18 protein-coding genes and 1 tRNA gene are annotated in these 22,790 nt (G+C 54.1%); 7 read left to right on the plus strand and 12 right to left on the minus strand.

What is annotated here, in order from left to right; genetic code table 11:
- Positions 1-106: 106 nt before the first annotated feature.
- The 6 genes from ABDW36_RS21525 to ABDW36_RS21550 form a co-directional block, all read right to left on the minus strand.
- On the minus strand, positions 107-1,306 hold the full coding sequence (locus ABDW36_RS21525; RefSeq protein WP_343703993.1) for an acyltransferase family protein: 1,200 nt from the start codon (positions 1,304-1,306) through the stop codon (positions 107-109).
- A 56-nt stretch (positions 1,307-1,362) separates the two neighbouring features.
- Complete coding sequence (locus ABDW36_RS21530; RefSeq protein ID WP_343703994.1) at positions 1,363-2,628, minus strand: PQQ-binding-like beta-propeller repeat protein; 1,266 nt, start codon at positions 2,626-2,628, stop codon at positions 1,363-1,365.
- A 3-nt stretch (positions 2,629-2,631) separates the two neighbouring features.
- Entirely contained in the window at positions 2,632-3,660 is a 1,029-nt protein-coding gene (locus tag ABDW36_RS21535; RefSeq protein ID WP_343703995.1) for a SusE domain-containing protein, read from the minus strand.
- Between the two features lie 20 nt (positions 3,661-3,680).
- Positions 3,681-5,273: a RagB/SusD family nutrient uptake outer membrane protein gene (locus ABDW36_RS21540; protein WP_343703996.1), complete on the minus strand. Its 1,593-nt coding sequence runs from the start codon at positions 5,271-5,273 to the stop codon at positions 3,681-3,683.
- Between the two features lie 17 nt (positions 5,274-5,290).
- Entirely contained in the window at positions 5,291-8,266 is a 2,976-nt protein-coding gene (locus ABDW36_RS21545) for a TonB-dependent receptor (protein WP_343703997.1), read from the minus strand.
- A 68-nt stretch (positions 8,267-8,334) separates the two neighbouring features.
- Complete coding sequence (locus ABDW36_RS21550) at positions 8,335-10,188, minus strand: alpha-amylase family glycosyl hydrolase (protein ID WP_343703998.1); 1,854 nt, start codon at positions 10,186-10,188, stop codon at positions 8,335-8,337.
- A gap of 206 nt (positions 10,189-10,394) precedes the next feature.
- Here ABDW36_RS21550 and ABDW36_RS21555 point away from each other — a divergent pair, with 206 nt between their 5' ends.
- Together ABDW36_RS21555 and ABDW36_RS21560 are read left to right on the plus strand one after the other, a co-directional pair.
- On the plus strand, positions 10,395-11,459 hold the full coding sequence (locus ABDW36_RS21555; RefSeq protein ID WP_343703999.1) for a histidine kinase: 1,065 nt from the start codon (positions 10,395-10,397) through the stop codon (positions 11,457-11,459).
- Positions 11,443-12,177 carry a LytTR family DNA-binding domain-containing protein gene (locus ABDW36_RS21560; RefSeq protein ID WP_343704000.1) on the plus strand — a complete coding sequence of 245 codons (735 nt, stop codon included), beginning with the start codon at positions 11,443-11,445 and terminating at the stop codon, positions 12,175-12,177. Before ABDW36_RS21555 ends, ABDW36_RS21560 begins: the two co-directional genes overlap by 17 nt.
- Before the next feature lie 112 nt (positions 12,178-12,289).
- Here ABDW36_RS21560 and ABDW36_RS21565 read toward each other — a convergent pair whose 3' ends face one another.
- From ABDW36_RS21565 to ABDW36_RS21590, 6 genes are all read right to left on the minus strand, one after another.
- On the minus strand, positions 12,290-14,395 hold the full coding sequence (locus tag ABDW36_RS21565) for a glycoside hydrolase family 97 protein (RefSeq protein ID WP_343704001.1): 2,106 nt from the start codon (positions 14,393-14,395) through the stop codon (positions 12,290-12,292).
- A gap of 210 nt (positions 14,396-14,605) precedes the next feature.
- Positions 14,606-14,689: transfer RNA gene (locus tag ABDW36_RS21570), tRNA-Leu, on the minus strand.
- A 72-nt stretch (positions 14,690-14,761) separates the two neighbouring features.
- Positions 14,762-15,574 carry a 2,3,4,5-tetrahydropyridine-2,6-dicarboxylate N-succinyltransferase gene (locus ABDW36_RS21575; RefSeq protein WP_343704002.1) on the minus strand — a complete coding sequence of 271 codons (813 nt, stop codon included), beginning with the start codon at positions 15,572-15,574 and terminating at the stop codon, positions 14,762-14,764.
- 54 nt (positions 15,575-15,628) lie between these two features.
- Complete coding sequence (locus tag ABDW36_RS21580; RefSeq protein WP_343704003.1) at positions 15,629-16,630, minus strand: MvdC/MvdD family ATP grasp protein; 1,002 nt, start codon at positions 16,628-16,630, stop codon at positions 15,629-15,631.
- Complete coding sequence (locus tag ABDW36_RS21585; RefSeq protein ID WP_343704004.1) at positions 16,605-17,567, minus strand: MvdC/MvdD family ATP grasp protein; 963 nt, start codon at positions 17,565-17,567, stop codon at positions 16,605-16,607. The genes ABDW36_RS21580 and ABDW36_RS21585 overlap by 26 nt, the downstream gene beginning before the upstream one ends.
- Positions 17,568-17,640: 73 nt before the next feature.
- Positions 17,641-17,820, minus strand: coding sequence for a microviridin/marinostatin family tricyclic proteinase inhibitor (locus tag ABDW36_RS21590; RefSeq protein WP_119079949.1), 180 nt, complete (start codon positions 17,818-17,820; stop codon positions 17,641-17,643).
- Between the two features lie 178 nt (positions 17,821-17,998).
- Between ABDW36_RS21590 and ABDW36_RS21595 the strand changes: the two genes are divergently transcribed.
- From ABDW36_RS21595 to miaA, 5 genes are all read left to right on the plus strand, one after another.
- Positions 17,999-19,123, plus strand: a complete 1,125-nt coding sequence (locus ABDW36_RS21595; protein ID WP_343704005.1) for a glycosyltransferase family 1 protein — start codon at positions 17,999-18,001, stop codon at positions 19,121-19,123.
- 4 nt (positions 19,124-19,127) lie between these two features.
- Positions 19,128-19,700 (plus strand): L-threonylcarbamoyladenylate synthase, encoded by a 573-nt coding sequence (locus tag ABDW36_RS21600; protein WP_343704006.1) that lies wholly within the window; start codon positions 19,128-19,130, stop codon positions 19,698-19,700.
- A 61-nt stretch (positions 19,701-19,761) separates the two neighbouring features.
- On the plus strand, positions 19,762-21,180 hold the full coding sequence (locus ABDW36_RS21605; RefSeq protein WP_343704007.1) for an HD domain-containing protein: 1,419 nt from the start codon (positions 19,762-19,764) through the stop codon (positions 21,178-21,180).
- A gap of 36 nt (positions 21,181-21,216) precedes the next feature.
- Positions 21,217-21,795, plus strand: a complete 579-nt coding sequence (locus tag ABDW36_RS21610; RefSeq protein WP_343704008.1) for a hypothetical protein — start codon at positions 21,217-21,219, stop codon at positions 21,793-21,795.
- A 41-nt stretch (positions 21,796-21,836) separates the two neighbouring features.
- Positions 21,837-22,736: a tRNA (adenosine(37)-N6)-dimethylallyltransferase MiaA gene (gene miaA / locus ABDW36_RS21615; RefSeq protein WP_343704009.1), complete on the plus strand. Its 900-nt coding sequence runs from the start codon at positions 21,837-21,839 to the stop codon at positions 22,734-22,736.
- Positions 22,737-22,790: the final 54 nt, after the last annotated feature.

Consider the following 22,790-nt stretch of genomic DNA (forward strand, 5'->3'; position numbering starts at 1 on the left):
GGTAATATGGTGATGGGCGTGTCATGAGTCACAAAGGTAATGAAATATTGGTTATGTCCGGAAAAAGAAAACGGGCAAACCAGAGATTATCATCAAAACCATTGTTTTACATGTATTTCCGGATGAACGGGACCTTCTTCAGCAAGGAGGCGGCAAACCAGGATAAGGACAGGCTGAACGAGAATACCAGCAGGAACTTCAAAAATGCCGGAAGGTTTGCGTTCACTAGCAAGTACTGCAGCCAGATCACGAAGGAATAGTGGATGAGGTATATGAGGTAGGCATGACTGACCAGATTGTCCCACCAGGCAGCACGTTTACTGGCCAGCGCCCGGAAAGCGGTCATAAAAGCTATCGAACTGAGGGAGCAGGAGATGGAGAATACGGCGAAGTAGATCATCCAGCCGGTGAATGCATTCATTTTTCCTTCCACTACCAGTTTTCCCAGCAATTCGAAGTTGCTGATGAGCACGATCACTCCGAAGGTGAGGAGCGCCAGTAAGGCCCAGACTTTCCAATTACGTACCAACCGGGAACTGACGGCAAACAGCCCTTTGTTGAAATCGCCCATGCCCAGGCAACTTCCGAGTAAAAACCAGGTAAAATACAACACGATCCTGCTGAGCTGGAAATCGAACGGTTGCCAGCCCGTCCAGGTACCGGCCCCTGCGGAATATGCCAGCGGGGTAAAAGCGGTCCACGTTATGATTATGAGCCATACCGCCGCCTGTACCGGTTTATTGCCCAACACGTTCGCCCGCTTTCCCAGAAGGGAAAGGGCATTGCCACACACCCGCGAAAGGGGGACATATGCCAGGTTGAAGGCGAGCAATATCCAGATGAACCATACCGGCCCTGCAGGCCACGCCTCCGTCGTAAAGAAATCCTGCAGGAACGCGGTAAGGCTTCCGGTGCCATGCGCCAACCGGAAAGGCGGATAATAAGTGACGAACGCCAGCACGGTGGCCCCGGCTACAAAAGGGACGAACAAACGGTAAATGCGGTCTGTAATGAAGCCCCGGGCACCTTTTCGTTGCAGACTGCCCGGCACAAAAAAACCGCTGATCATGAACATCAGGGACATAAAGAAGATATCGTTAAAGTTTTGAAAAATGTCCAGCCCCAGCCACCTTCGTTCATCTACAACAGGGTGAGTAGAGCGCACGTATGCCTCCGCGTTGAATGCAGCAAAAGTGGTATAAGATAGCGATGCGTGATGCGCTACTACCAACACCGTGATGGCCGCCCGCAGATAATCGACCCATACATCCCTGTGTTTTATTGTCATAATGACACATGCTTTCAAGGTTAAAATTTGCCACGGATAGATATCGGCGGCCAGTTAATACCAGCCCGGTCGACCTATTCTTTTTTCAATGCGACCGCATATAAATAACCATCCGTGCAAGTAAAATACATCGAATTTCCATGCAGTACCGGTGCGCTTGTTACCGGTCCGAGTTTGTAAAAAAGGTCCATCACGGCTACATTCGTGCTATACCTGACCGGATCTTTCCCGGCAGCGCTGTACATGAAATCCAGTTTACCCGAAGCGTTCAGAACGGTAGCGGCGTGTTGCGTCCGGCCGGGCGTGTCGAACGTGTCGAGAATTTTTCCGGTGGATTTGTCCAGCAGGCGTATCCTACCGGTAAAATCCCCGTAGCAGATCGTGTTCCCGGCGGCAGCGGGGGCGCCGAAAATGTAACCTCCACCATGCTGCCGGAAAATCTCCCTGCCAGTGTACGCATCGAGGGCCAGCATAAGGTAGCTGTCGGAGGTTCCCACAAATAGCCGGTCACCTGCCGCAATGGCGCTTCCGGAAACCCAGGCGTTGCCTGCGTCGTATTTCCATTTCAAGGCCCCGGTGACCGCGTCCAACGCATATAGGTGCGCATCGCGGCTTCCGATCACAACGAGACCTTCTGAAACAAGGGGAGTGGCCTGAATTCCCTCCAGCACATGATAAACGGAATCCCTTGCGGTGGTGAATCGCCAAATTTCCCGGCCGTTAACCGCATCCAGGGCATAGATGTTACTGTCCCAGCTCCCGGCGTAGGCGCGCCCTTCATGTACCGTTACTCCGCCATGCACTTTTCCGCCCGTTTGGAACTTCCAGACGGACAGGCCGCTGTTTTTATCCAAAGCGTAAATACACCCGTCGCTGCTACCGAAGTAAATACGCCGGTCATCAACCGCCGGCGTGGAAAGGAAGAAGTCGTACAGATCGGTCATGTAGAGGCTGTCTGGCTGCATCGTCCAGAGCCCCCTGGCGCCGATGCGCGATTCGCCGCCGGTGGCGAACCGCCAAATCAGCGTCCCGGTACCTGCGTCCAGCGCATAATAATGCCCGTCGTAGCTCCCGAAGAATACTTTTCCTTCCTGCACAACAGGGGCCGTGCCGATGGCGCCGCATTGGAACCGCCATTTTTCTTTGCCGTCGGCCAGGTTTATTGCACGGAGAGCGCCTGCATCGTTGCCGACCAGGATGAGATCATTGAAAATGGCGGGAGCCGAATAACACTTCCCTCCGGCGAAAAATCGCCATTGAAGGTCGCCGAAACCCGTAAACTGGGCTTCGGCGGCAAATGAACAACAGCATAATGCCCACAGCAGTACGGTCAATTTCATACACTATTGTTTTGAAATTGAGTATGAATAATTTCCGGCAAGCCTTAGGTCGAGCGTCACCCGGTAACTGCCTGCAGCGTCTATCTTTATCGGCGGTCCGCCCGCGTCGAGGAAGGGATCGCCCGGCCTGTTGTCGCCATACACGAGCACGTCTGCCCGGTTCGCACGGAATTTGAACCCACCGGCGTCCAGGTCCAATACGGCAGACCAGGTGCCCGCATCTTCATCGAAAGTCAAATCCACATCTTCACCATTGTTCTTTACAGCCGGTCCTGCAACCGACCAGCTGGTTTTGTCGGCGCTCCAGGTCATGGCTTTCATATCCACTTTGAAGAGATAATAACCTGTACCCTGGATGCTCAGATCGCCACCGCCCCTCACCAATGTTCCGGCATTGGCGTTGCTGGTGCCACCGTAGTTAACGTCCCAGTTAGGCGCGGCGGTTATTTTGAACTGCGTGGCGTTGCCGCCAAGATGCACATATCCCTCGAAAACGTCGTTATTGCCCACGTCTGCCAATCCAGGTGCGTTCTCCGGCGCCCAGCCTTGGTAGCTTCCCGGCACGTACATCATTTTATAGGTTTTCAGGTCGAGGTAGGGGCTGAGCGAAAGCGCGGACCTTTCGGAATAGGCTGCGGGAAACGCGGGGCTTATCCTGGCGCGGACCCGCACTTCCACATCACTGCTCACGCCAATGGGCATTCCCAGCCCCATGGCAGCACCGTTCAGTTCACCGACCGTCAGTTTCCGGCCGCCGCGTGGCACATCGATGGAAACGCTTTGCGAAAAATCGCCTCCCTTCCGGTCTATTTCGAGTGCATAGATAACTATCGCGGAATAGCCGAAATCCGCATGGGTGAAGTTGACCGCCAAAACACTGTCTGCAGCGTGGCTCTTTTCAAGGATGAGATCTTTCGCGGAGAGTTGCATGACAGGCGAGGTACCGTCTTTGGCTGCCAGTTTTGTTCCGTCTTTTTTACAAGCGGTGGCTGCGATCAGGCAAAATGCCAGCGCATAATATAGTTTGGACATAATATTTCGTTTTGACTTGATTAATATCCCTCATTCTGTACCAGTCCGGGATTGGCAACGATATCTGAAGCCGGAAGCGGAAAAAGGTTACGGTAGGCCTCCACGCCGCGTCCTTCCTTCACACCTCCTTTCCACGGCCAGAGGTAGGTGTTGGTTGTGAAAAGACCAAAGCGGATGAGATCCGTCCGGCGGAAGGCCTCCCAGTAAAATTCCCGGCCCCGCTCGTCAATGATATAGGCGAGGTTGAAGGAGGCAATATTGCCGGCGCTGTTTCCGTAAGCCCGTTCGCGGAGGCGGTTGAGGTATGTCAGCGCCAGGGCTTCGTCGCCACCGGTTGCGCCGCGTTTAACTGCTTCCGCGTAAATAAGGTACATTTCGGCCAGTCTGAACAGCGGAAAGTCTACGGAGGAGAAATTGGGGTTGCCGACGGGCATTTGTCCCTGCTGGTCGATATTCTTGAACTTCATCACTTTGATCCCTTGTGCAAAATCCCGGGGATTGTCGATTTCGGGGTTGGTGTTCTCGGTGTAGAATATGGAACGGCTGTCGGCCGTATTCACATAGTCCCCGAAGAGCAGCGGCAGATTCTTTGTGACCCGGTTCCCGCCCCATCCGTTGCCTGGCATGCCCATAGCCCGGCCGTTCATGGGGCTTCCCAGTCCGGCGTTGATAATAAAGCTGGTGCCGCCTGCGTTTTCCGTGGATACGGCATCGTAGTTGATCGGCATGATTACCTCGGGGTTATTCCGGTCATTGTCTGTCAGGAAGAGGTGTTGATACGCAGGCATGAGCGAATACCCGGCGTCGATCACTTTCCGGGCGTTCAGCATCGCATCAGTATAGCGCTCGTTGCCCGCACCCAGGTAAACGCCTGCGTTGAGGAACATCCGGGCTTTCAGCGCCCATACCGCCGCCTCGTCGGCACGTCCGTATTCGTTCTGCCGGGCTTTGGCCATAAGCGGCTCTATTGCGTTCAGCTCCTGTTCTACATACCTGAACAGGTCCACGCGCTTGATCTGCGGGGGGATATTCTTCCCGACTGGCGTTTCCTCCGTCACGAACGGCGGATTACCATAAACATCCATCAGCACCCAGTACTGGAATGCACGGAGGAACCGTGCTTCGACCCGATAATTCCTGATTTTCTCCGCGTCGCCTGCCGTAATCCCGCGCGCTGCCAACTTCTCTTCAGTAGATTCGCGGAGGAATTCATTGCAAATTGTGATTTGAAAGATGCACCGGTTGTATAAGCCCATCAGTATGATGTTGTTGGAAGACCAGTCCATTTCGTGGAAATCCGGCACCCCAGGGTCTGCCCATACGCAGATGGCCTCATCCGTGGTCAGCTCTTGCACGTTCCAGTACAGACGTAAAAAATCGGACGCGCCGGGGTCGATGCCTGCCAGGTCAGAAGAGCCGTTGCCGGCGTTACCAGTCAGCCCGAAGCTGCCGTACATCTTCGCCACGGCTTTCTGGTAGCCCTCCATGTCTTTGTAAGCCACGTCGGCGATCAGCGAATTGGTGGGCTTGCGGTCCAGGTCTTTGGTACAGGCGAAACAAACCAGTGCCAGCATCACCGGCAAACCGTATTTTATCGTGCGTTTCTTGTTCATGTGCAAAGTTTTTCAAATTATAAATCCAGGTGAAGGCCCAATACGAATGTCCGGGCGCGGGGGTACAGGTTGTAGTCGATCCCGCTGCTGAGCTCAGGGTCCAGCCCGCGGTATTTGGTATAAACAAACACATTCTGGCAATTGGCGCTCACACGCAGCCCCGCTTCGCTTTTGAACAACCGGCCCACGTTGTACGTTACGCCCACATTATCCATCCGCAGAAAGGAGGCATTGCTGATGTAGTAATCGGATTGATATTGGGGCGCGGAGAATCCCGTACGGTAATAGTCGGGAATCCCGCCGTTGATGAATGCGTTGGATGCCAAGGTGTTGCTGTTGATCCCGAAGTTGGAATTTACGTTGTTGTACACATAGTTGCCTAGATTGGCGCGCAATACGGTACTGAAATACCATTTGCCCCAGGCCACCTGCGTCGAAAAACCCAGCATCACACTCGGGGCGGGCGATTTGTACCAGTATTGGTCCTGCTGATTAATGACGCCGTCTTTGTTGAGGTCTTCATACACGCCCTCCAGCGGCCGTCCATCCTTACCATACACCTGGCGGTAGATGAAGAAGGAGGAAACCGGATGGTTGACGCTGTGTATCTGTACCGTTTGCCCCGTTCCGCCTGTGATGCCGCCTGTTTGGTTGCCCACAAAGGAAGGATTGTTGACGGCCGTCAGGTTGGTGATCTTGTTTTCGTTGTACGTCAGGTTGAAACCGATGTCCCAGTTGAGTTTTTCACTTGAAACCGGCGTGGCCGCGATGGAGAATTCCAGGCCCTTGTTTTCGATATTCCCCACGTTGGTGAGTATCTGGTTGCTGAAGTTGGAGCCTGCAGGAATGGGTACCGTATTGAGCAGGTTCCGTGTCTTTTTGATATAGGCGTCCACGCTGCCGCGCAGCCGCCAGGTTTTGAGTGCATAATCGAGCCCTACGTTGTAAGTGGCGGTTTCTTCCCACTTGATCTCACTGTCGTAAGCCGCGGGAGATGCCATGTAATAGAACCTGTCGCCGATCTGGTATTGCGATTTTGCGCTGCTGATGGAATACACCGGCATATAGGAATAATTGGCGATCCCGTCCTGGTTCCCGGTTACGCCATAGCTGACCCTCAATTTCAGATCTTCGATTTCCCGGGCCGATTGCATGAACGCCTCCCGGTTGATGCGCCAGGTAAAGGCCGCGGACGGGAATACGCCCCAGCGGTTTTCCGGCGAGAAGCGCGAAGATCCGTCTGTCCGGATAGAAGCCGCCACCGTATATTTCTCATTGAACGAATAGATGAGCCGGCCGTAATAGGAGATAAGTGTATTGCGGGGGATGTCGAACGGAAATACCGGTTTCGTTCCATCTACCGTATCTCCGTTGGCCGCAAGCGTGGCAAAGTTGAAGTTGGTGGTGGCGTTATCGTAGTATCCGTATCCCCCCGTCACGTTTACGGTGCTTTTGATCTGGGGGAGTTCTTTGTTGTAAGCCAGGTAAAATTCCATCACCCTGTTGTCGACTTCCTGCCTGAATTTATTCTGGACGCCCCGGTATTGCTCGCCATAATTCTGGGCAGCATTTTCCGGAACGTTGATGTTTCCGTGCCCGCGGGACAAGTCGTAGCCGAGGTTCAGGTTGGCGCGCAGATCGGGCAGGAAATGGAATTTATAGTCCAGCTGCAGGTTCCCGAAACTCCGTTTCACGGTATTATCGTTATCCTGCATGCGGATGAGCGCCACGGGGTTGCGGGGCGCTATGGAATTGGGGCTCACCTGGCCCGTCTGTCCGTCCCTGGAGTACCATTCGAAGTACCCACCGAAGGGGCTTTCCGGATCGTACACCGGCTGCGTGGGGTCGAACTGCACGGCGTTGATGATGGCGCCGGCATTCGCATAGTGCGCCTGCGTCAACGCGCCTTTCACGTTCACATCAATTTTCAGGTGCTTGTTGAACAATTGGGGGCTGATGTTGATGCCAGCGGAGCCGCGCTGCAGCTTGTCGGTAATAAGCACGCCGTTCTGGTGCAGGTAGCCGGCAGACAGGCGGTAGGGTATATTGTGGAAGGCGCCGGACACGCTTAGGTTGTTGTCGTTCCCGATGGCCGTCTGGTAGATTTCGTCCTGCCAGTTGGTGTTGGCATCGCCCAGCAGGCTGATCTGGGTGGGCGTGCCGTTCGCCTTTACGTGTGCCCGAACTTCATCGGCGCTCATGACGGCGATTTTCTTCGCCAGCGTAGCGGCCGATACCTGTGAGGTGAACTGGAAGCGCGCGCGGCCGGAGGTGCCTTTCTTCGTCGTGATCAATATCACCCCGTTCGACGCCCTGGAGCCATAGATAGCGGTAGCGGAGGCGTCCTTCAACACCGTGAAGCTTTCGATGTCGGAAGGGTTGATGAGGCTCATGGGGCTAGGGGCGCCGTTCAGGGAGCTGCCGCTGAGGGGCACTCCGTCTACCACGATGAGCGGATCGTTACTGGCGTTAAGCGAAGAACCGCCACGGATGCGGATCGTACTGCCCACGCCCGGCTGGCCGCTATTGGAACTAATAGATACGCCCGCCACTTTGCCCGCTATCAGCTGCTCAGGCGTCTGAATGTTGCCTTGTTGGAAGTCTTTCGCGGTGACGGTCGTAATGCTGCCGGTCAGTTCCTTTTTCTTCTGCGTACCATAGCCGATCACAACGGCTTCCTGCAGCTCGTGGTTGTCGTCTGACAGGGAAATGTTGATGGTGCTGCGGTTGCCGACGGATACTTCCTGCCGCTGCTTGCCCATGAAAGTAAAAACCAGCACGGAGGACGCATTTGTTTCCGCAATGGTGAAAAGACCATTCGCATCGGTTTGCGTTCCGCGGGAAGTTCCCTTGACCTGGATGCTGACGCCCGGGATGGGCGCTCCGCTAATGGCATCGGTCACTTTGCCGTTTACCTGTGCCTGTACATCGGTCTGCCAGCCAACCAGGAGCAGCAGCAACGGTAACCATGACCAGTTGTAGATTTTTTTCATAACGAAAATTGGATTTGGAATTAAGCGATCTTGATGATAGTATTCGTATTTGGTTGAATGTGCTGATGCTATTTTTGCAGTTCCAGCACCCACATCGTCAACGGCGGCAATTCCGCCGCCTGCGAAAGCGGCAACACGCTGCCCGTTACAACGTTGGTGGCGGTATTAAATCCTGACGTCCTTTCACTGAAATATCCGAAGTCGATATGGACCGGTTTGGTGGAAGTGTTCATGACACACATCACGGTCTGGATGTTGTTGTACCTGAAATATGCGTACAGGCCGCCGTGGGGTGCATAATGCATGAACCTGCCCGATTGGATGGCGGTCGAATTTTTACGGAAGTTGCCCAGCTGGCGGACGAGCTGCTGCATTGAACGTTCGTCTTCGGAAAGCCCTTGCCTCGTAAACCCATTCTTTTCATCGCCGGGCCAGCCGCCGGGAAAGTCGAGCCGTACCAGCCCGTCGGGCTTCGTATCTCCCGCCATCAGCACCTCCGAACCATAGTAGAGCTGCGGAATGCCACGACAGGTCAGCAGCCAGGTGTAGGCCATCCGCTGGCGCGCCACATCTCCGTTCACCCGGGTAAAAAACCGGGGGAGGTCATGATTATCGAGCAGCAGCACATTCCGGTCTGGATGTTTCAGCAAAAAATCATGACTGATCACATTGTACAGTTGAACTACGCCCGTATACCACCCGGGTTCCTGCGTAAGCGCCGGGCCGATGCCGTTGAACAGGCACTGGAAGTCGATCAGCGACGCCAGGTTGCTTTTAAACGGCGTAGCGATGTTGTTGGCCGCGAAGTACGCCTGGTTCGGGGAATGTTGCACCAGCACCTCGCCGAAAAGGCTCAGGGCAGGATACTCCGCCATCAGCGCAGCGTTGCAGGCGTTGCTGAAAACCAGATCGTTGTACATGTATGTATCCAGTCTCACGGCATCGATCCCGAACTCTTCGATATACCAGATAGCGTGCTGGGTAAGAAAATTAGCAACATAAGGATTGCGCTGGTTCCAGTCCGGCATTTCCTTCACGAACCATCCGTCGCTCATCCGCTTTTTGTCGGCCTCGGAAGCATAGGGATCGAACAAAGCCTGCTCCCGTGCGCTGGTAGACGTGAATTGCGGCCATTGGTTCAGCCAGTCCCGGTCTGGCAGGTCCTGTACGATGTTATGAAAGGTGCCGGTATGATTGTACACGGCGTCCTGCACCAGTTTCATGCCCCGGCGTGTCAGCGAATCGCGTAAAACCCTGTACATGCGCTCACCGCCATACCGCGGATCGATGCGGTAGTGATGGGTGATCGCATATCCGTGTTCCGTTCTGTCGGGCATATCGTTCTCCAGCACTGGTGTCATCCACACGGCGGTCACGCCCATGTCCTGCAAATAACCGAGATGATTGATGACGCCCTGGAAATCTCCTCCGTGCCGGGCGTAATAGTTTTTTCTGTCGAGCGACTGGTCCCGCATCCACGGCACGCGATCGTTGGAAGCGTCTCCGTTGCTGAAGCGGTCCGGCATCAGCAAATACACCATATCCTTTCCGGACAAGCCCCGGGCGAAATCCTTTCCCGGAATCCCCGTGCGGGCTTTTAGCGACCAGGGAATGGGGGTCTTTTTCCCGTTTCGCTCATACATCAGGTACACGGTGCCGGGCTTTACGCTGGCTGAAAGTTCAATGTCGATGGCCAGGTAGCTTCTGTTCGCGAAAGTATGCAACCGTTTGGCAGAGACGCCGGGATAGCTGGTCGTTATTCTCCCTTTTCCGAAATCGGGATCGCCGGTTTTGATCAGTAACTGGAGTGAACGCGTTTTCATGCCCGCCCACCAGTGGGTGGGGTAGACCTCCTGGGCGGCGATTTTCGTTGTGGAGATGGCTGAAAATATCGAAAGGAAAAGTATCGTTTTCTTTATCATGATGTAGACGTGGATTGTATTCGCTGGCTAAGTTATACATTCACTTCCCACTGTGAAAGCGACTTATACCGACAGCAAGCCAACCGATATAAATACAGTAAACCAGGCCGGTTTGAGCCGGTAGTACCGGCAAAAACGTCGTTTGTATAAATTAGCACGTATGTGCCGATAATTCTTTAGTTTACCGTATAATTTCCGCGTTGTCTATGATCGATATACCAGGCTCCAGGTGGGGGAAAAGGAGTTTCTATGTCATTTACTGGCTCGTGTACGTACTGGTCTTCGGATTTGCACAGGCAGGGCCGGACCGGGATTTCCGGAACGCGTTCGCTTCGGAACTGATCAGCCTGCCCATGCGCGCCGTGTTCGTCGCCATCGTGCTGGAAATATTAGTGGAGAAATTCCTGGAACATAAAAAAGTGCGGCTCTTCCTGCTCTTCTACGTTCCGCTCATTCTTCTCTTTGCCGTGATCCAGCGGTGGCTCGATAATTACGTGATCCTGGAATTTTTTCTGACCCACTGGAAGAAGGAGCCCATATTCAGCATCTCGCCATTCATTTACAACGTCATCAAGCTGCAATTCGTCGTCACGATCCCTTTTTCCATCAAACTGTTCTACAACTGGATGCGGGAACGGCATCAGGCGGTCATGACCGCGAAGGAAAAAGCACAGGCGGAGCTGGTCATCCTGCGCAACCAGTTCCATCCGCATTTCATTTTCAACGTATTGAATACGCTGTACGCAAAATCCGTTTTGACGTCTCCCGAAACTGCGGAAATCATTTCGCGTATGTCTTCGCTGTTACGGTTTTCCATCTATGAAATCAACACCAGGCAGATCCCGCTCGACAAGGAAATCGGGTACCTGGAAGATTACATCGCCTTGCAGAAGGCGCGGTTCGATCATCATGTCCATATAAGCTTTCATGCGGAAGGCGATATGAAGGACAAATGGCTGGAACCGTTCATGTTGATGGTGTTCGTGGAGAATTGTTTCAAACACCTGATGCCCAACGAACAGGGAGAGAGCTGGATCACGATCTGGATTTCCGTCCAGAACGGCTGGTTGACGACACGTATCGAAAACAGCGCCGTTTGCGGCTACTCCGGTCATCAACTCCACAAAGGCGAAGGCGTGGGACTTGAAAACGTCCGGCGAAGGCTCAATTTGCTGTATGAAAACAACCACGCCCTGAAGATATCTCAAAATGAAGACAGCTACTCCGTATACCTACGGCTAAAACTCGAAACCTATGACAGAGCGAATTAAGTGCATCATTATCGAAGACGAAAAACCCGCCTCCGATCTGTTGCAATTGTATATTTCAAAAGTGGATATTCTCCAGTTGTCTGGCACTTTCACCAATTGCACGCAGGCAATGACCTGGCTCGCCCATCATACGCCTGATCTCATCTTTACTGATATCAACCTGCCGGGCATTAACGGGCTCGATTTCATCCGCTCGCTTACGCCTGCGCCAAACGTCATTTTCACGACGGCCCATGGACAATATGCCGTAGACGGATTTAATCTCGATGCGGTCGATTTCCTCCTCAAACCCATTTTGTTCGAACGTTTCCTCAAATCCATCAACCGTTTCATCAAATGGGACAAACTGCCAGTCGATTTGCCTGGAAAGCCTGAGGCAGATCCGGAGCCGCCGTTCATCTTCATCCGCTGCGACAAAAAAATGGTCAAGATTTACCTGGACGATATCCTTTACCTGGAGGCGCAGAAAAACTATATCCAGATCAAAACCAACTGCGACAGCTTTCGCACGTACCTGTCTATTTCCGAGATGGAGGAAAAACTGCCTGAAACGAAGTTCGTCCGCATTCACCGCAGCTTTATCATTTCGCTGCACCGGATCGGGAAGTTCAGCCATGCCATGGTAGAGATCGACGGGACCAGCATCCCCATCGGCCGGCATTACGCGGCGCATACGTTGCAGTTGCTGAACGAATACCGGGTACGGGAGAAAGGATAGAAGCCGGGTAAACACCCGGCCTCGTCGTTTGTGCTAAATCGCACGCAACAATCGGTCCGGGTAAATAGCCGGACAGTGATCGCCGTGACTTTCTTTATACTTGGCTGAACATCTACTGCGTTGTTTTTTTTCGGCTGTCTTTGATCGGGGTGATTGAGATGGCCAGTCCGCCGCCGGGCGCCAGGTACTCTTGCAACAGGGTGGAAGCGGTCACCGGGATTTCCCGGATGGAGTATGCCTGCGGGTTCTTGTCATAACTGGCATTTTTCGCATCGTTGTATATCCTGGCCATATACTTGCTGCCGGCAGGCAGGAAACCGAGGTGGATAGGTGCGGTGCGGGCGTTCTCATTAGTGATGCTGCCAACGAACCAGCTGTTACTGTCTTTCGCTTTACGGGCGATGGTGATGAACTCACCTGGTTCCGCTTCCAGGATGCAAGTGGTGTCCCAATCCACGGGCACATCTTTGACAAACTGGAAGGCATCCGGGAAGCGGTTATAATGTTCCGGAAGGTCTGCGGCCATCTGGAGCGGAGAATAGATGGTGACGTAATATGCCAGTTGCTTGACCAGCGTCGTGTTCACCCTTCCGCGGTTACCCGCGTACCAGGAAAGATCTGTTTGGAATATGCCCGGTGTATAATCCATCGGGCCGCCGATCAGCCTGGTAAATGGCAGTATGCATGCATGATTGGGAGGTAGCCCGCCCATGGACTCAAACTCCGTGCCCCGTGCGGATTCCTGGGCTATCCAGTTGGGATAGGTGCGATGGAGGCCGGTAGGGCGGACCGCTTCGTGGCTGTTGACCATGATGCGGTGTTCCGCCGCTTTTTTCGCTACGTGCACGTAGTGGTTGACCATTGTTTGCCCGTCGTGGTGCTCACCCCGCGGGATGATCTTGCCGACGTATCCCGTTTTCACGGCGTTGTAGCCATTTTCCTTCATGAACCGGAACGCCGTATCGAGCCTGCGCTCGTAATTGGATACTGATCCGCTGGTTTCGTGGTGCATGATCAACTTGACCCCTTTTTCTTTCGCATAGCCATGCAGTTCATCGACGTTGAAATCCGGGTAAGGCGTTACAAAGTCGAATACGTCCTCTTTCCAGTTGCCGAACCAATCTTCCCAGCCGGTGTTCCAGCCTTCTACGAGTACGGCGTCTATTCCATTGACAGCGGCAAAATCGATGTAACGTTTTACGTTCGCTGTATTGGCGCCATGTTGGGAGCCATCTTTTCCGTACGCCCAGGTGCTTTTGCCCGTCACGAAATATTCCCACCATACGCCGATGTATTTGATGGGCCTGATCCACGAAACATCACTATAGCTGGAGGGCTCGTTGAGATTCAACACAAGCCTCGACGCGGGGATGCCGGCTGCCTTATCGCTGACGATGACGGTCCTCCAGGGCGTGTGGGCGGGTGTTTCGAGGTAGCCTTTATTGCCCAGGGCATCGGGCGTGAGGTGAGACGTGAAGGTCTTGGTGCTTTCGTGCCAGGCGAGTTGCATGGCGGGATAGTTATACAGCGCCGCTTCATGGATGTTGATATACAGTTTGCCGGGAGAAAACAGCATCAGCGGGGTTTGGACGGAAGGGATCTTAACGGGCGATTGCGCATGGACGGGGAAAGGCGGTTTCTCCCACTCCCGGTTCAGGCCGCTGAGGCGGGTACGGGAATAAGGATATTCGTTCGTATCATAATCGCCCCGCATCCAGAGCGCGAGATGGTCTTCCGCCAGCCTGAATTCAGTTCTTTCTTCACGGATAATAAAAAAGCGAAGAGAGTCCTGAACAGGAAATTCGTACCGGAATCCCAATCCATCGTTAAACAACCGGAACCGAATATACAGCGTTCTGCCGTTCCTATTTTGCCGGAAGGCCAGCAGCATTTCATGGTAATGATCCCTGATATTGCGTTGTTCGCCCAGCACAGGCTGCCAAACGTTGTTCACGGTATCGCGGGAAACCTTTACCGGCTCAAAATTGTCAAGCAGGGGCTGGGTATCTTTCAACACAAAGCCCAGTCGGGAAGGCTGCAGCACTGGTTGTTGCTTGTAATCCAGCTGATAGGAAATGGTCCCTTTTTTATCGCACGATACGGTTAAGGAAAGATGGCCATCCGGCGAGGTGAGTTGCTGTGCAGCTGCGCTGCTGGTAAAGGCCGGAGCTATCATGCAAAGTCCGAAAGCGACAACGCGCGAATACCATTTGTACATGTTGGAATATGATTTTGCTACCTGTTTTTAGTAGAATGGCAGCCAAAATAGATATTAAAAACATGGAAAAAGGGGGTTAGGTACGAGTAGCGGCGCAACCGCTACAGACGGCGGAAAAACAGGTGCGTACAGCGTTTGTATAATGGGTGTACTCCTTGGGGATAAAACAAAAAAGACAAATCAGCCTAAACCGATTTGTCTTTTTCCGAGTGCCCAGAACTGGATTCGAACCAGCACACCGTTGCCGGCGCTGCGACCTGAACACAGTGCGTCTACCAATTTCGCCATCTGGGCATCCCGTTCAGGGAGTGCAAAGGTAAGGAGTTTTCAATTATTTCCAAACACTGCACCCAAAAAATTATAAAATTAAACAGCAATATTGAACTCGCGCAGCGTGTCGTTCAGGCTGGTTTTCAAGTCTGTAGAGGCCTTCCGCTGGCCAATGATCAGCGCGCAAGACACCTGGTATTCACCCGCCGGGAATTGCTTGGTGTAAGTGCCGGGTATCACCACGCTGCGGGCCGGAACGCGGCCTTTGTATTCGATGGGCTCAGGGCCGCTTACGTCTATGATCTTGGTGCTCTGGGTGAGTACCACATTGGCGCCCAGTACGGCCTCTTTTTCCACGTGTACGCCTTCTACCACTATGCAGCGGGAGCCAACAAACACGCCGTCTTCAATGATCACGGGGCTGGCCTGCAGGGGCTCCAGTACGCCGCCAATGCCTACGCCGCCGCTCAGGTGAACGTGTTTGCCTATCTGCGCGCAGGAGCCGACGGTGGCCCAGGTGTCTACCATGGTGCCTTCGTCTACATAAGCGCCGATGTTCACGTAAGAGGGCATCAAAATGGCGCCTTTGGCTATGAACGCGCCGTAACGGGCCACGGCATGGGGTACCACGCGCACGCCCAGCTCTTTATAGTTGGTTTTGAGCTTCATTTTGTCATGGAACTCGAAGGGGGGCAGTTCCATGGTTTCCATGGGTTGTATGGAAAAATACATCAGGATGGCCTGTTTTACCCATTCGTTCACCTTCCAGCCGCCTTCGCCGGGCTCCGCTACGCGTAGCTTGCCTTTGTCTACGGCCTCAATAACGGCTCTCACGGCATCGGAATACTCCGTTTGCTGTAACAGGCTACGGTCGTTCCACGCAGCCTGGATTTGTTGCTGTACATCCATTGCTAAGAATATTTAGACCGCAAAAATAATATAATCGGGCACAGTTGTTAGTGTTCACTCCCTTCTTTCTGCGGCATTTAATAATATTGCGGCCAGCTGGCGGGAAATAGCGTTGTTGCAGAGCTTGTCCAGCCAGAAAAACTCCCCGGCGGCATTCACTTCCAGGAAGTAATATTGCCCGTCTGGCGTGAGTATGAGGTCTATGGCGCCGTAGTTGAGACCGTAAGCGTCCATCATGGCCATGAGGGCCTGTGTGATGTCTTCCCGGAGGGGGTAGGGCTTCCAGCTGTTCACCAGGGCGGCGCCTTCCTTGCGCCAGTCTGTTTCCGCGCCGGGCATTTGTTGTGAGTTGATGGCGAAGGAAAACAGCTGCCGGCCTACGATGGTGACCCGCAGCTCCAGCGCTTTGGGCAGTTTCTCCTGGAACACCATAGGGCAGTATTTCAGCTGTTCCAGCTGCAGCAGGTGCTCTTCCGTGATCTCATTAGTGAATACTACGTGCTCTTCGCCTTCCCGGTAAATGGCAAAGGCGCTTTGCATTTTGGCCACCACGGGGCCGCCGGTTTGCTGCAGGAACTGCTGCAGCTGCTGCGGGGAGTTGGTGATGCAGGTTTCGGGCACCAGCAGACCGCAGTTCACGGCCATGCGGAGCTGCTCTTCCTTGCTGTCCAGCCGGCGGTATACGCTGTAGCGCTCCAGCTGGAAGCAGGGCAGGCCCTCCAGCATGCCGAAGAGGGTGCGCCTTACCTCGCCCAGGGCGGAGCCAAGGAACTCCTTGTCCAGCAAAGGCTCCAGGCCTTTGCCGATGTGGTAGCTGCGGCGGTACCATACGGCGGTGATATCGTCCAGCCGCTCTTCCCCCAGCCACAGCTCCCAGCGGCCCTGCCGGTAGGTGGTGGTGAGCGTGAGGTCTGCCGGGTAGCGGTCTACGTCAAAACGTACGCTTTGGCCGCCCATTTCGGAGATGTAGCGTATAACGGTGTCTACGGCCTCATTATCGGCCGTATGGGTGATGATCAGAACTTTCCCTTCAGGCATGGGTGATCTTTTGAACAAGTTTTTCTGCTATGGTCTCGGCTATTGGAAAACCTAAATATTTCTGCAGCATGCCCCATTCTCCCTGCGGGTTCACTTCCAGGAACACGTATTGCCCGTCTGGCTGAACAATCATGTCTATGGCGCCAAAGGGCAGGCCCAGCAGCTGCATCAGCCGGCTGATCTTTTCTTCCTGCGCGGGCGGCAGCACAAAGGGCTCCCACTGTATGACGGTGGTGCTGGCGGTGCGCCAGTCTGTAGTGTCAGGCGCGCGGAGGCTGCCGGTGAAAAACTCGCCGTCTACGTACACAATGCGCAGCTCGCGGTCTTTCGGGATGTATTCCTGCAATATCATGGGGCAGGCGGAGAGAGATTCCAGCATGGGTACGTCTTCCTTGCGCAGGCGGGTGGTGGGGAAGAAGTTGCCCCGCCCGTCCATGGTTTTGGACAAGGCGCCGTGCAGCTTTACCACCACGTCCCCATTATGATCGTCATAAAAACGGATGGCGTCTTCCGCGTGGTTGCTGAAAAGGGTTTGCGGCACGGCCAGGCCGGCGGCCTGCGCGGCGGTGAGCTGCAGCAGCTTGTTACCGCTCACGGCGTGGTCAAGGTCTATGCGGTTCATCCAGGGCACGTCCAGCGCGTCCAGGAAAATGTGGAGGGAGGTGTTGTATTCTTTGATGAAGGCGGGTACATACGCCGCGTCCAGGGAGGGGGGCACTTTCAGCTCCCAGAGCTTGCGGTACCATACGCCGGTAATGTCTGCCGCGTCTATGAGGGTGAGGCCGTGCTCCAGCTGGTATTGGGGGCCGGAGGCGGTGAGCCGGTACCGGAGCCGGTAACGGGTGCCGAATTCGTCCGAGTTGAAGCGGAAGCTGGGGTAGCCCAGTTGTTCAAGATGTTGCTGTACGAGGTCAATGGTATAAGTGTCCTGGGAATGGGTGATGCAGAGAATCATGGAACCGTCTTATAAAAAACAAGCAACAGCCGCGGCCATTGCTTGCAATGATCAATTTGAATGTAACGGCGGCTTACAACAGCCACCATTCCTCATCCCCGTCTGAAGGGTATTTGTGCGTCTGATCGGGTGCATCAGCCAGCTTGCTGGTCCATGTACCGGCCGCCTGGCGATTTTTCTCTTCTTCCGCTTTCATTTGCGATTCAAGGAATTGCGCAAAGAATGGCTTTAATACCTGTTCATTGGGTTTCATAATATGATTTGTTTTTTAGTTACAGATAAGGTTTAAGAAGATATTACAGATAGCATTAAGTAGATGACTGTCCTTTTCTGGTGGACAAACAATTTAGCATTTTTTACAGAAAGAAAAAAATATTAACGATGTGGGAGGGAGAAATATTATTTTGCCGCCGGATAAAACGCTTCACACCTTGAACATCGGTTTCGACGCCAAACGGGCCTTCCAGAACCGGACGGGGCTGGGCAATTACAGCCGCACGCTCATCCGTTCGCTCGCGGAAATATACCCGCAACACCAGTATTTCCTCTTTGCGCCTAAAACGAAGCCCCTCTTCCGGCCGCCGGCCGGTATGCAGGCGGTGCTGCCCGTCAGGGCCCATCACCGCTGGCTGAAGTCCGTATGGCGCAGCCGCTGGATGGTGAAAGACCTGCAACGGCAGGAAGTGGATGTGTTTCACGGCCTCAGCGCGGAGCTGCCCTTCGGCATTCACCGTACCGCCATCAAAACGGCAGTTACCATGCACGATCTTATTTTTGAACGCTACCCGCAGCAATATAACCCGATAGATGTGCTCACCTACCGCAAAAAGGCCCGCTACGCCTGTGAGCAGGCCCACCGGGTGATTGCCATCAGCGAGCAGACAAAGGCAGACCTGGTGGAGTTTTACGGCACCCCGGCCAACCGTATCAGCGTATGCTACCAGGCCTGTGACCCTGCTTTCGAAACCCTGCATTCCCAGGAGGCCATTGCCGCCATGTTGCAGCAATACGGCCTGCCCGCCCAATATTTCCTGTACGTAGGCTCCGTAATAGAGCGCAAGAACCTGCTGCGCATTGCCGAAGCGCTTCACCAGCTGAAAGGCCGGCTGGATATACCGCTCGTTGTGCTGGGAGACGGCAGGCAATACAAGGAAAAAGTAAAGCAGTTCCTCCGGCAAAAGGGGCTGGAAAAGCAGGTGATATGGCTGAACGAAGTGGCCGATTTCGCTTTTAAAGACCTGCCCGCGCTGTACCAGGGAGCCACCGCACTACTGTACCCTTCATTGTTTGAAGGTTTTGGCATCCCTATACTGGAAGCGCTCTGGAGCCGCACGCCGGTGATCACCTCCCGGGGCAGCTGCTTCCTGGAAACGGGCGGCAACGCGGCGCTGTATGTAGACCCCCTCAACCCGGCGGCCATTGCGGAAGCCATGGAGCAGGTGGCCGGAAATGGAACGCTTGTTGAGGGCATGAAAGAAAAAGGCATATTGCATGCGCAAAATTTTACGGTGCCCAAATGCGCCGAGGCAGTGATGAACGTATACGAAAACCTGTAAACCGATGATCCATTTTGAGAACGACCTGGAGCATGCCCTCGCCGTACTAAGGAACGGCGGCACCATTTTGTACCCAACAGACACCATTTGGGGTATTGGGTGTGATGCTACTGACCAGCAGGCGGTGAAGAAGATATTCGGCCTGAAAAAGCGGGATGAGTCCAAAAGCCTGGTGATCCTGATGGCTGATACCAAAGACCTTGTAAAATACCTTTCCCAGCCCCCGCCGGATATTGCAGATGTGCTGGCGGGCTTTGACCGGCCCACCACCGTGATCTATGAAGGGGCGCTGCACCTGGCGCCCAACGTGGTGGCGGAAGACGGCACGGTGGCCATCCGCCTCGTGAAAGATCCTTTCTGCCGCCACCTGGTAAAGCGCCTGCGTAAACCCCTGGTGTCTACCTCCGCCAATATCAGCGGTGAACCTGCACCGGGCAGTTTTGCGGATATTTCCCCGGAAATAAGAAGGGGAGTGGATTATGTGGTAAAATACCGTCAGGATGATACCACCCAACACCAGCCTTCGCGCATTGTGCGCATCAGCAAAAGCGGCGAGCTGGAGGTGCTGCGGCCATAGCGGCCCCTTGGGTTCCTGCTCCAATTCATTTACTTTTGCGCCTTAAACCACTAGAAAGTATATGCAGATTCCCTGTACGCAACGGGAAATGGATTTGTTCGAAACCGTGGCCGGCGCGGCCCGCCAGGTGGGCGTACCCTGTTACCTCATCGGCGGCTTTGTGCGTGACAAGCTCCTGGGCCGGCCCACCAAGGATATGGATATTGTTTGCGTTGGAGACGGCATTGCGCTGGCCCATAAAGTGGCGGCCATGCTGGACCCTTCCCTGAAAGTGAACTATTTCAAGAACTTCGGCACCGCACAGATACGTTATAAAGATCTCGAAATAGAATTTGTGGGCGCCCGCAAGGAAAGTTATAATCGTGACTCCCGCAACCCGGAAGTAACGCCCGGCACCCTGGAAGATGATCAGCTCCGGCGTGATTTTACCATCAACGCCCTGGCCATCAGTCTCAATAAAGCAGATTACGGCCAACTGCTGGACCCCTTCAACGGCCGGGAAGACCTGCAGCACAAGCTCATCCGCACACCGCTGGAGCCGGGCGCCACCTTCAGTGATGACCCGCTGCGCATGATGCGCGCCATCCGCTTTGCTTCCCAGCTGGATTTCAGCATTGTGCCGGAAACCTTCCAGGCCATTGCAGACCACGCCGCGCGTATCAAGATCATTTCCCAGGAAAGGATCACAGACGAGCTGAATAAAATACTGCTCTCTCCCAAGCCCTCCGTGGGTCTGGATCTCCTGTACAAGTCGGGCCTGCTGAAGATCATTTTCCCGCAGATGACAGACCTGGTGGGCGTGGAAATGGTGGAAGGAAAAGGGCATAAAGATAATTTTTACCACACGCTGCAGGTGATAGACAACATCTCCCGCCATACGCCGGACCTCTGGCTGCGCTGGGCCGCCCTGCTGCACGATATTGGCAAGCCGGCCACCAAACGCTTTGAAGAAGGCCATGGCTGGACGTTTCACGGTCATGATGCCGTGGGCGGCAAAATGGTGCCCCGCATCTTTGCGCGGCTCAAGCTGCCGCAGCATGAAAAAATGCGGCAGGTGAAAAAGCTGGTGGAGCTGCACCTGCGCCCCATCAGCCTTACCAAGGAGAATATAACAGATTCGGCTATACGGAGACTGCTGTTTGATGCGGGGGAAGACCTGGAAGCGCTCATGCTGCTCTGCGAAGCGGACATCACTTCCAAGAACCGCGCTAAAGTGAAGCGGTATCTGGAAAACTTCGAGATGGTGCGCGAGCGGCTGAAAGAAGTGGAAGAAAGTGACCGCATCCGCAACTGGCAGCCGCCTGTTACCGGGGAGCTCATCATGGAAGTGTTTGGCCTCAAGCCCGGGCGCATAGTGGGAGACTTGAAAAATGCCATCAGGGAAGCCATTCTTGACGGTATTATTCCTAACAACTACGAAGCGGCCTACCAGTACATGCTGGAGAAGGCCAAAGAACTGGATTTGACCCCTGTAAAATAATTTGGTATTTTTGCTGGACGCCTATAACTTAATCATATGCCGGTATTGAAGTTTAGAGTTTATTGGGAAGAAGATGAAAGTGTCTACAGAGACATAGCGGTAAAGCCTTCCCAGAATTTTTTACAGTTCCATCAAGCCATATTGACTGCATATGAGTTTGACAGCAAGCACAAAGCCACGTTCTTCCGTAGTAACGATAACTGGCAGCGTGGCCGCGAAATAATACTGGAAGCAGACAACCAGCCCCGCAAAGCAGAGCCGCTGCTCATGTCTGATACGCCTATTGGCGCCATGGTAAAGGCTCCCAACCAGAAATTCATTTACCTGTATGATTTTGCCAAGAACTGGACTTTCCTCGTAGAACTGATCGGTGTGGCCAAAGACGAGAACGCCAAGCTCAGCTACCCCGCCTGTGTGCGCAAGGAAGGCCTGGCCCCGAGCCAGTATGGCACCAAAGGCCTTATTGGAGACAAGCTGGTGGAAATGGAAGAGAAATATGACCTCAACCGTGAAGGCATGTCTGAAGAAGGCTATGGCGAAGAGGGGGAGGAGTCAGGAGAAGATGGTGAAGACGGCATGGAAGAAAGCGGCGGCGAAGAAGAGAACATCTATTAGCAACACACAGGGTGAGGCGCTGCGCCGGCCCCTTTCAGCATATGGAACATACGGTTGTTGTACTGGCCGGCCCTACGGCCGTAGGAAAAACGGCATTGGCTATACGAATAGCGCAAATGCTGGGCACGGAGATCATCTCCGCAGACTCCCGCCAGTGCTACCGCGAGCTGAGCATTGGTACCGCCAAACCCTCCCCGGAAGAGCTGGCGGCCGTTCCCCACTATTTTATCAATTCCCATTCCATCACGGAAGAAGTGAATGCGGCCATGTATGAGCAGCTGGCCCTGCAATACGCCGCCGATATCTTTACCCGCCACCCGGTAGCGGTAGTAACGGGCGGTACGGGCCTGTACATCCGCGCTTTCCTGGAAGGCATGGACGAGATGCCTGCCATCCCGGAAGAAATACGCGCCGCCGTGCGCCGCCAATACGCGGAAAACGGCCTGCCATGGCTGCAGCAAACGCTGCAGGAGCGAGACCCTGCTTTTTATGCCATTGCGGAAACACAAAACCCCCAACGCCTCATGCGCGCCCTGGAAGTGCTCGAAGCCACGGGCCGCTCTATTTCTGAATACCGCACCGCCATGCGCCGTCAGCGGCCCTTCAAGATCATAAAAATTGGCATTGAGCTCCCCAAAGAACTGCTGCACGCCAATATTCACCGCCGTGTAGACGCCATGATGGAAGCAGGGCTGGTGGAAGAAGTAAAAGCGGTACAGGCATTCCATCACCACAACGCCCTGCAAACGGTAGGCTACACCGAAGTGTTTGATTACCTGGATGGCCGCGCCAGCCTGCCAGAAGCAATAGAGGCCATTAAAACCCACACCCGCCAGTATGCCAAGCGTCAGCTCACCTGGTTCAGGAGAGACGCAGAGATGCAATGGTTTGATGCGAGGGAAGGAGAGGCGGTGATGGAATGGTTGCAACAGCAGCGCTAAACGAAAAAGGAAAGAGCGGCTGCCCTTTCCTTCTCCATTTTGTATCCGGAATTT

It is taken from the genome of Chitinophaga sp. (assembly GCF_039596455.1).
Taxonomy (GTDB): Bacteria; Bacteroidota; Bacteroidia; order Chitinophagales; family Chitinophagaceae; genus Chitinophaga.

Coding starts and splice junctions, on each gene's coding strand:
- ABDW36_RS21535 (WP_343703995.1), bottom strand. CDS start 3,660: ATGTCCAAACTATATTATGCGCTGGCATTTTGCCTGATCGCAGCCACC.
- ABDW36_RS21550 (WP_343703998.1), bottom strand. CDS start 10,188: ATGATAAAGAAAACGATACTTTTCCTTTCGATATTTTCAGCCATCTCC.
- ABDW36_RS21600 (WP_343704006.1), top strand. CDS start 19,128: ATGATCCATTTTGAGAACGACCTGGAGCATGCCCTCGCCGTACTAAGG.
- ABDW36_RS21565 (WP_343704001.1), bottom strand. CDS start 14,395: ATGTACAAATGGTATTCGCGCGTTGTCGCTTTCGGACTTTGCATGATA.
- ABDW36_RS21540 (WP_343703996.1), bottom strand. CDS start 5,273: ATGAACAAGAAACGCACGATAAAATACGGTTTGCCGGTGATGCTGGCA.
- ABDW36_RS21585 (WP_343704004.1), bottom strand. CDS start 17,567: ATGATTCTCTGCATCACCCATTCCCAGGACACTTATACCATTGACCTC.
- miaA (WP_343704009.1), top strand. CDS start 21,837: ATGGAACATACGGTTGTTGTACTGGCCGGCCCTACGGCCGTAGGAAAA.
- ABDW36_RS21605 (WP_343704007.1), top strand. CDS start 19,762: ATGCAGATTCCCTGTACGCAACGGGAAATGGATTTGTTCGAAACCGTG.
- ABDW36_RS21555 (WP_343703999.1), top strand. CDS start 10,395: ATGATCGATATACCAGGCTCCAGGTGGGGGAAAAGGAGTTTCTATGTC.
- ABDW36_RS21560 (WP_343704000.1), top strand. CDS start 11,443: ATGACAGAGCGAATTAAGTGCATCATTATCGAAGACGAAAAACCCGCC.
- ABDW36_RS21610 (WP_343704008.1), top strand. CDS start 21,217: ATGCCGGTATTGAAGTTTAGAGTTTATTGGGAAGAAGATGAAAGTGTC.
- ABDW36_RS21545 (WP_343703997.1), bottom strand. CDS start 8,266: ATGAAAAAAATCTACAACTGGTCATGGTTACCGTTGCTGCTGCTCCTG.
- ABDW36_RS21530 (WP_343703994.1), bottom strand. CDS start 2,628: ATGAAATTGACCGTACTGCTGTGGGCATTATGCTGTTGTTCATTTGCC.
- ABDW36_RS21575 (WP_343704002.1), bottom strand. CDS start 15,574: ATGGATGTACAGCAACAAATCCAGGCTGCGTGGAACGACCGTAGCCTG.
- ABDW36_RS21590 (WP_119079949.1), bottom strand. CDS start 17,820: ATGAAACCCAATGAACAGGTATTAAAGCCATTCTTTGCGCAATTCCTT.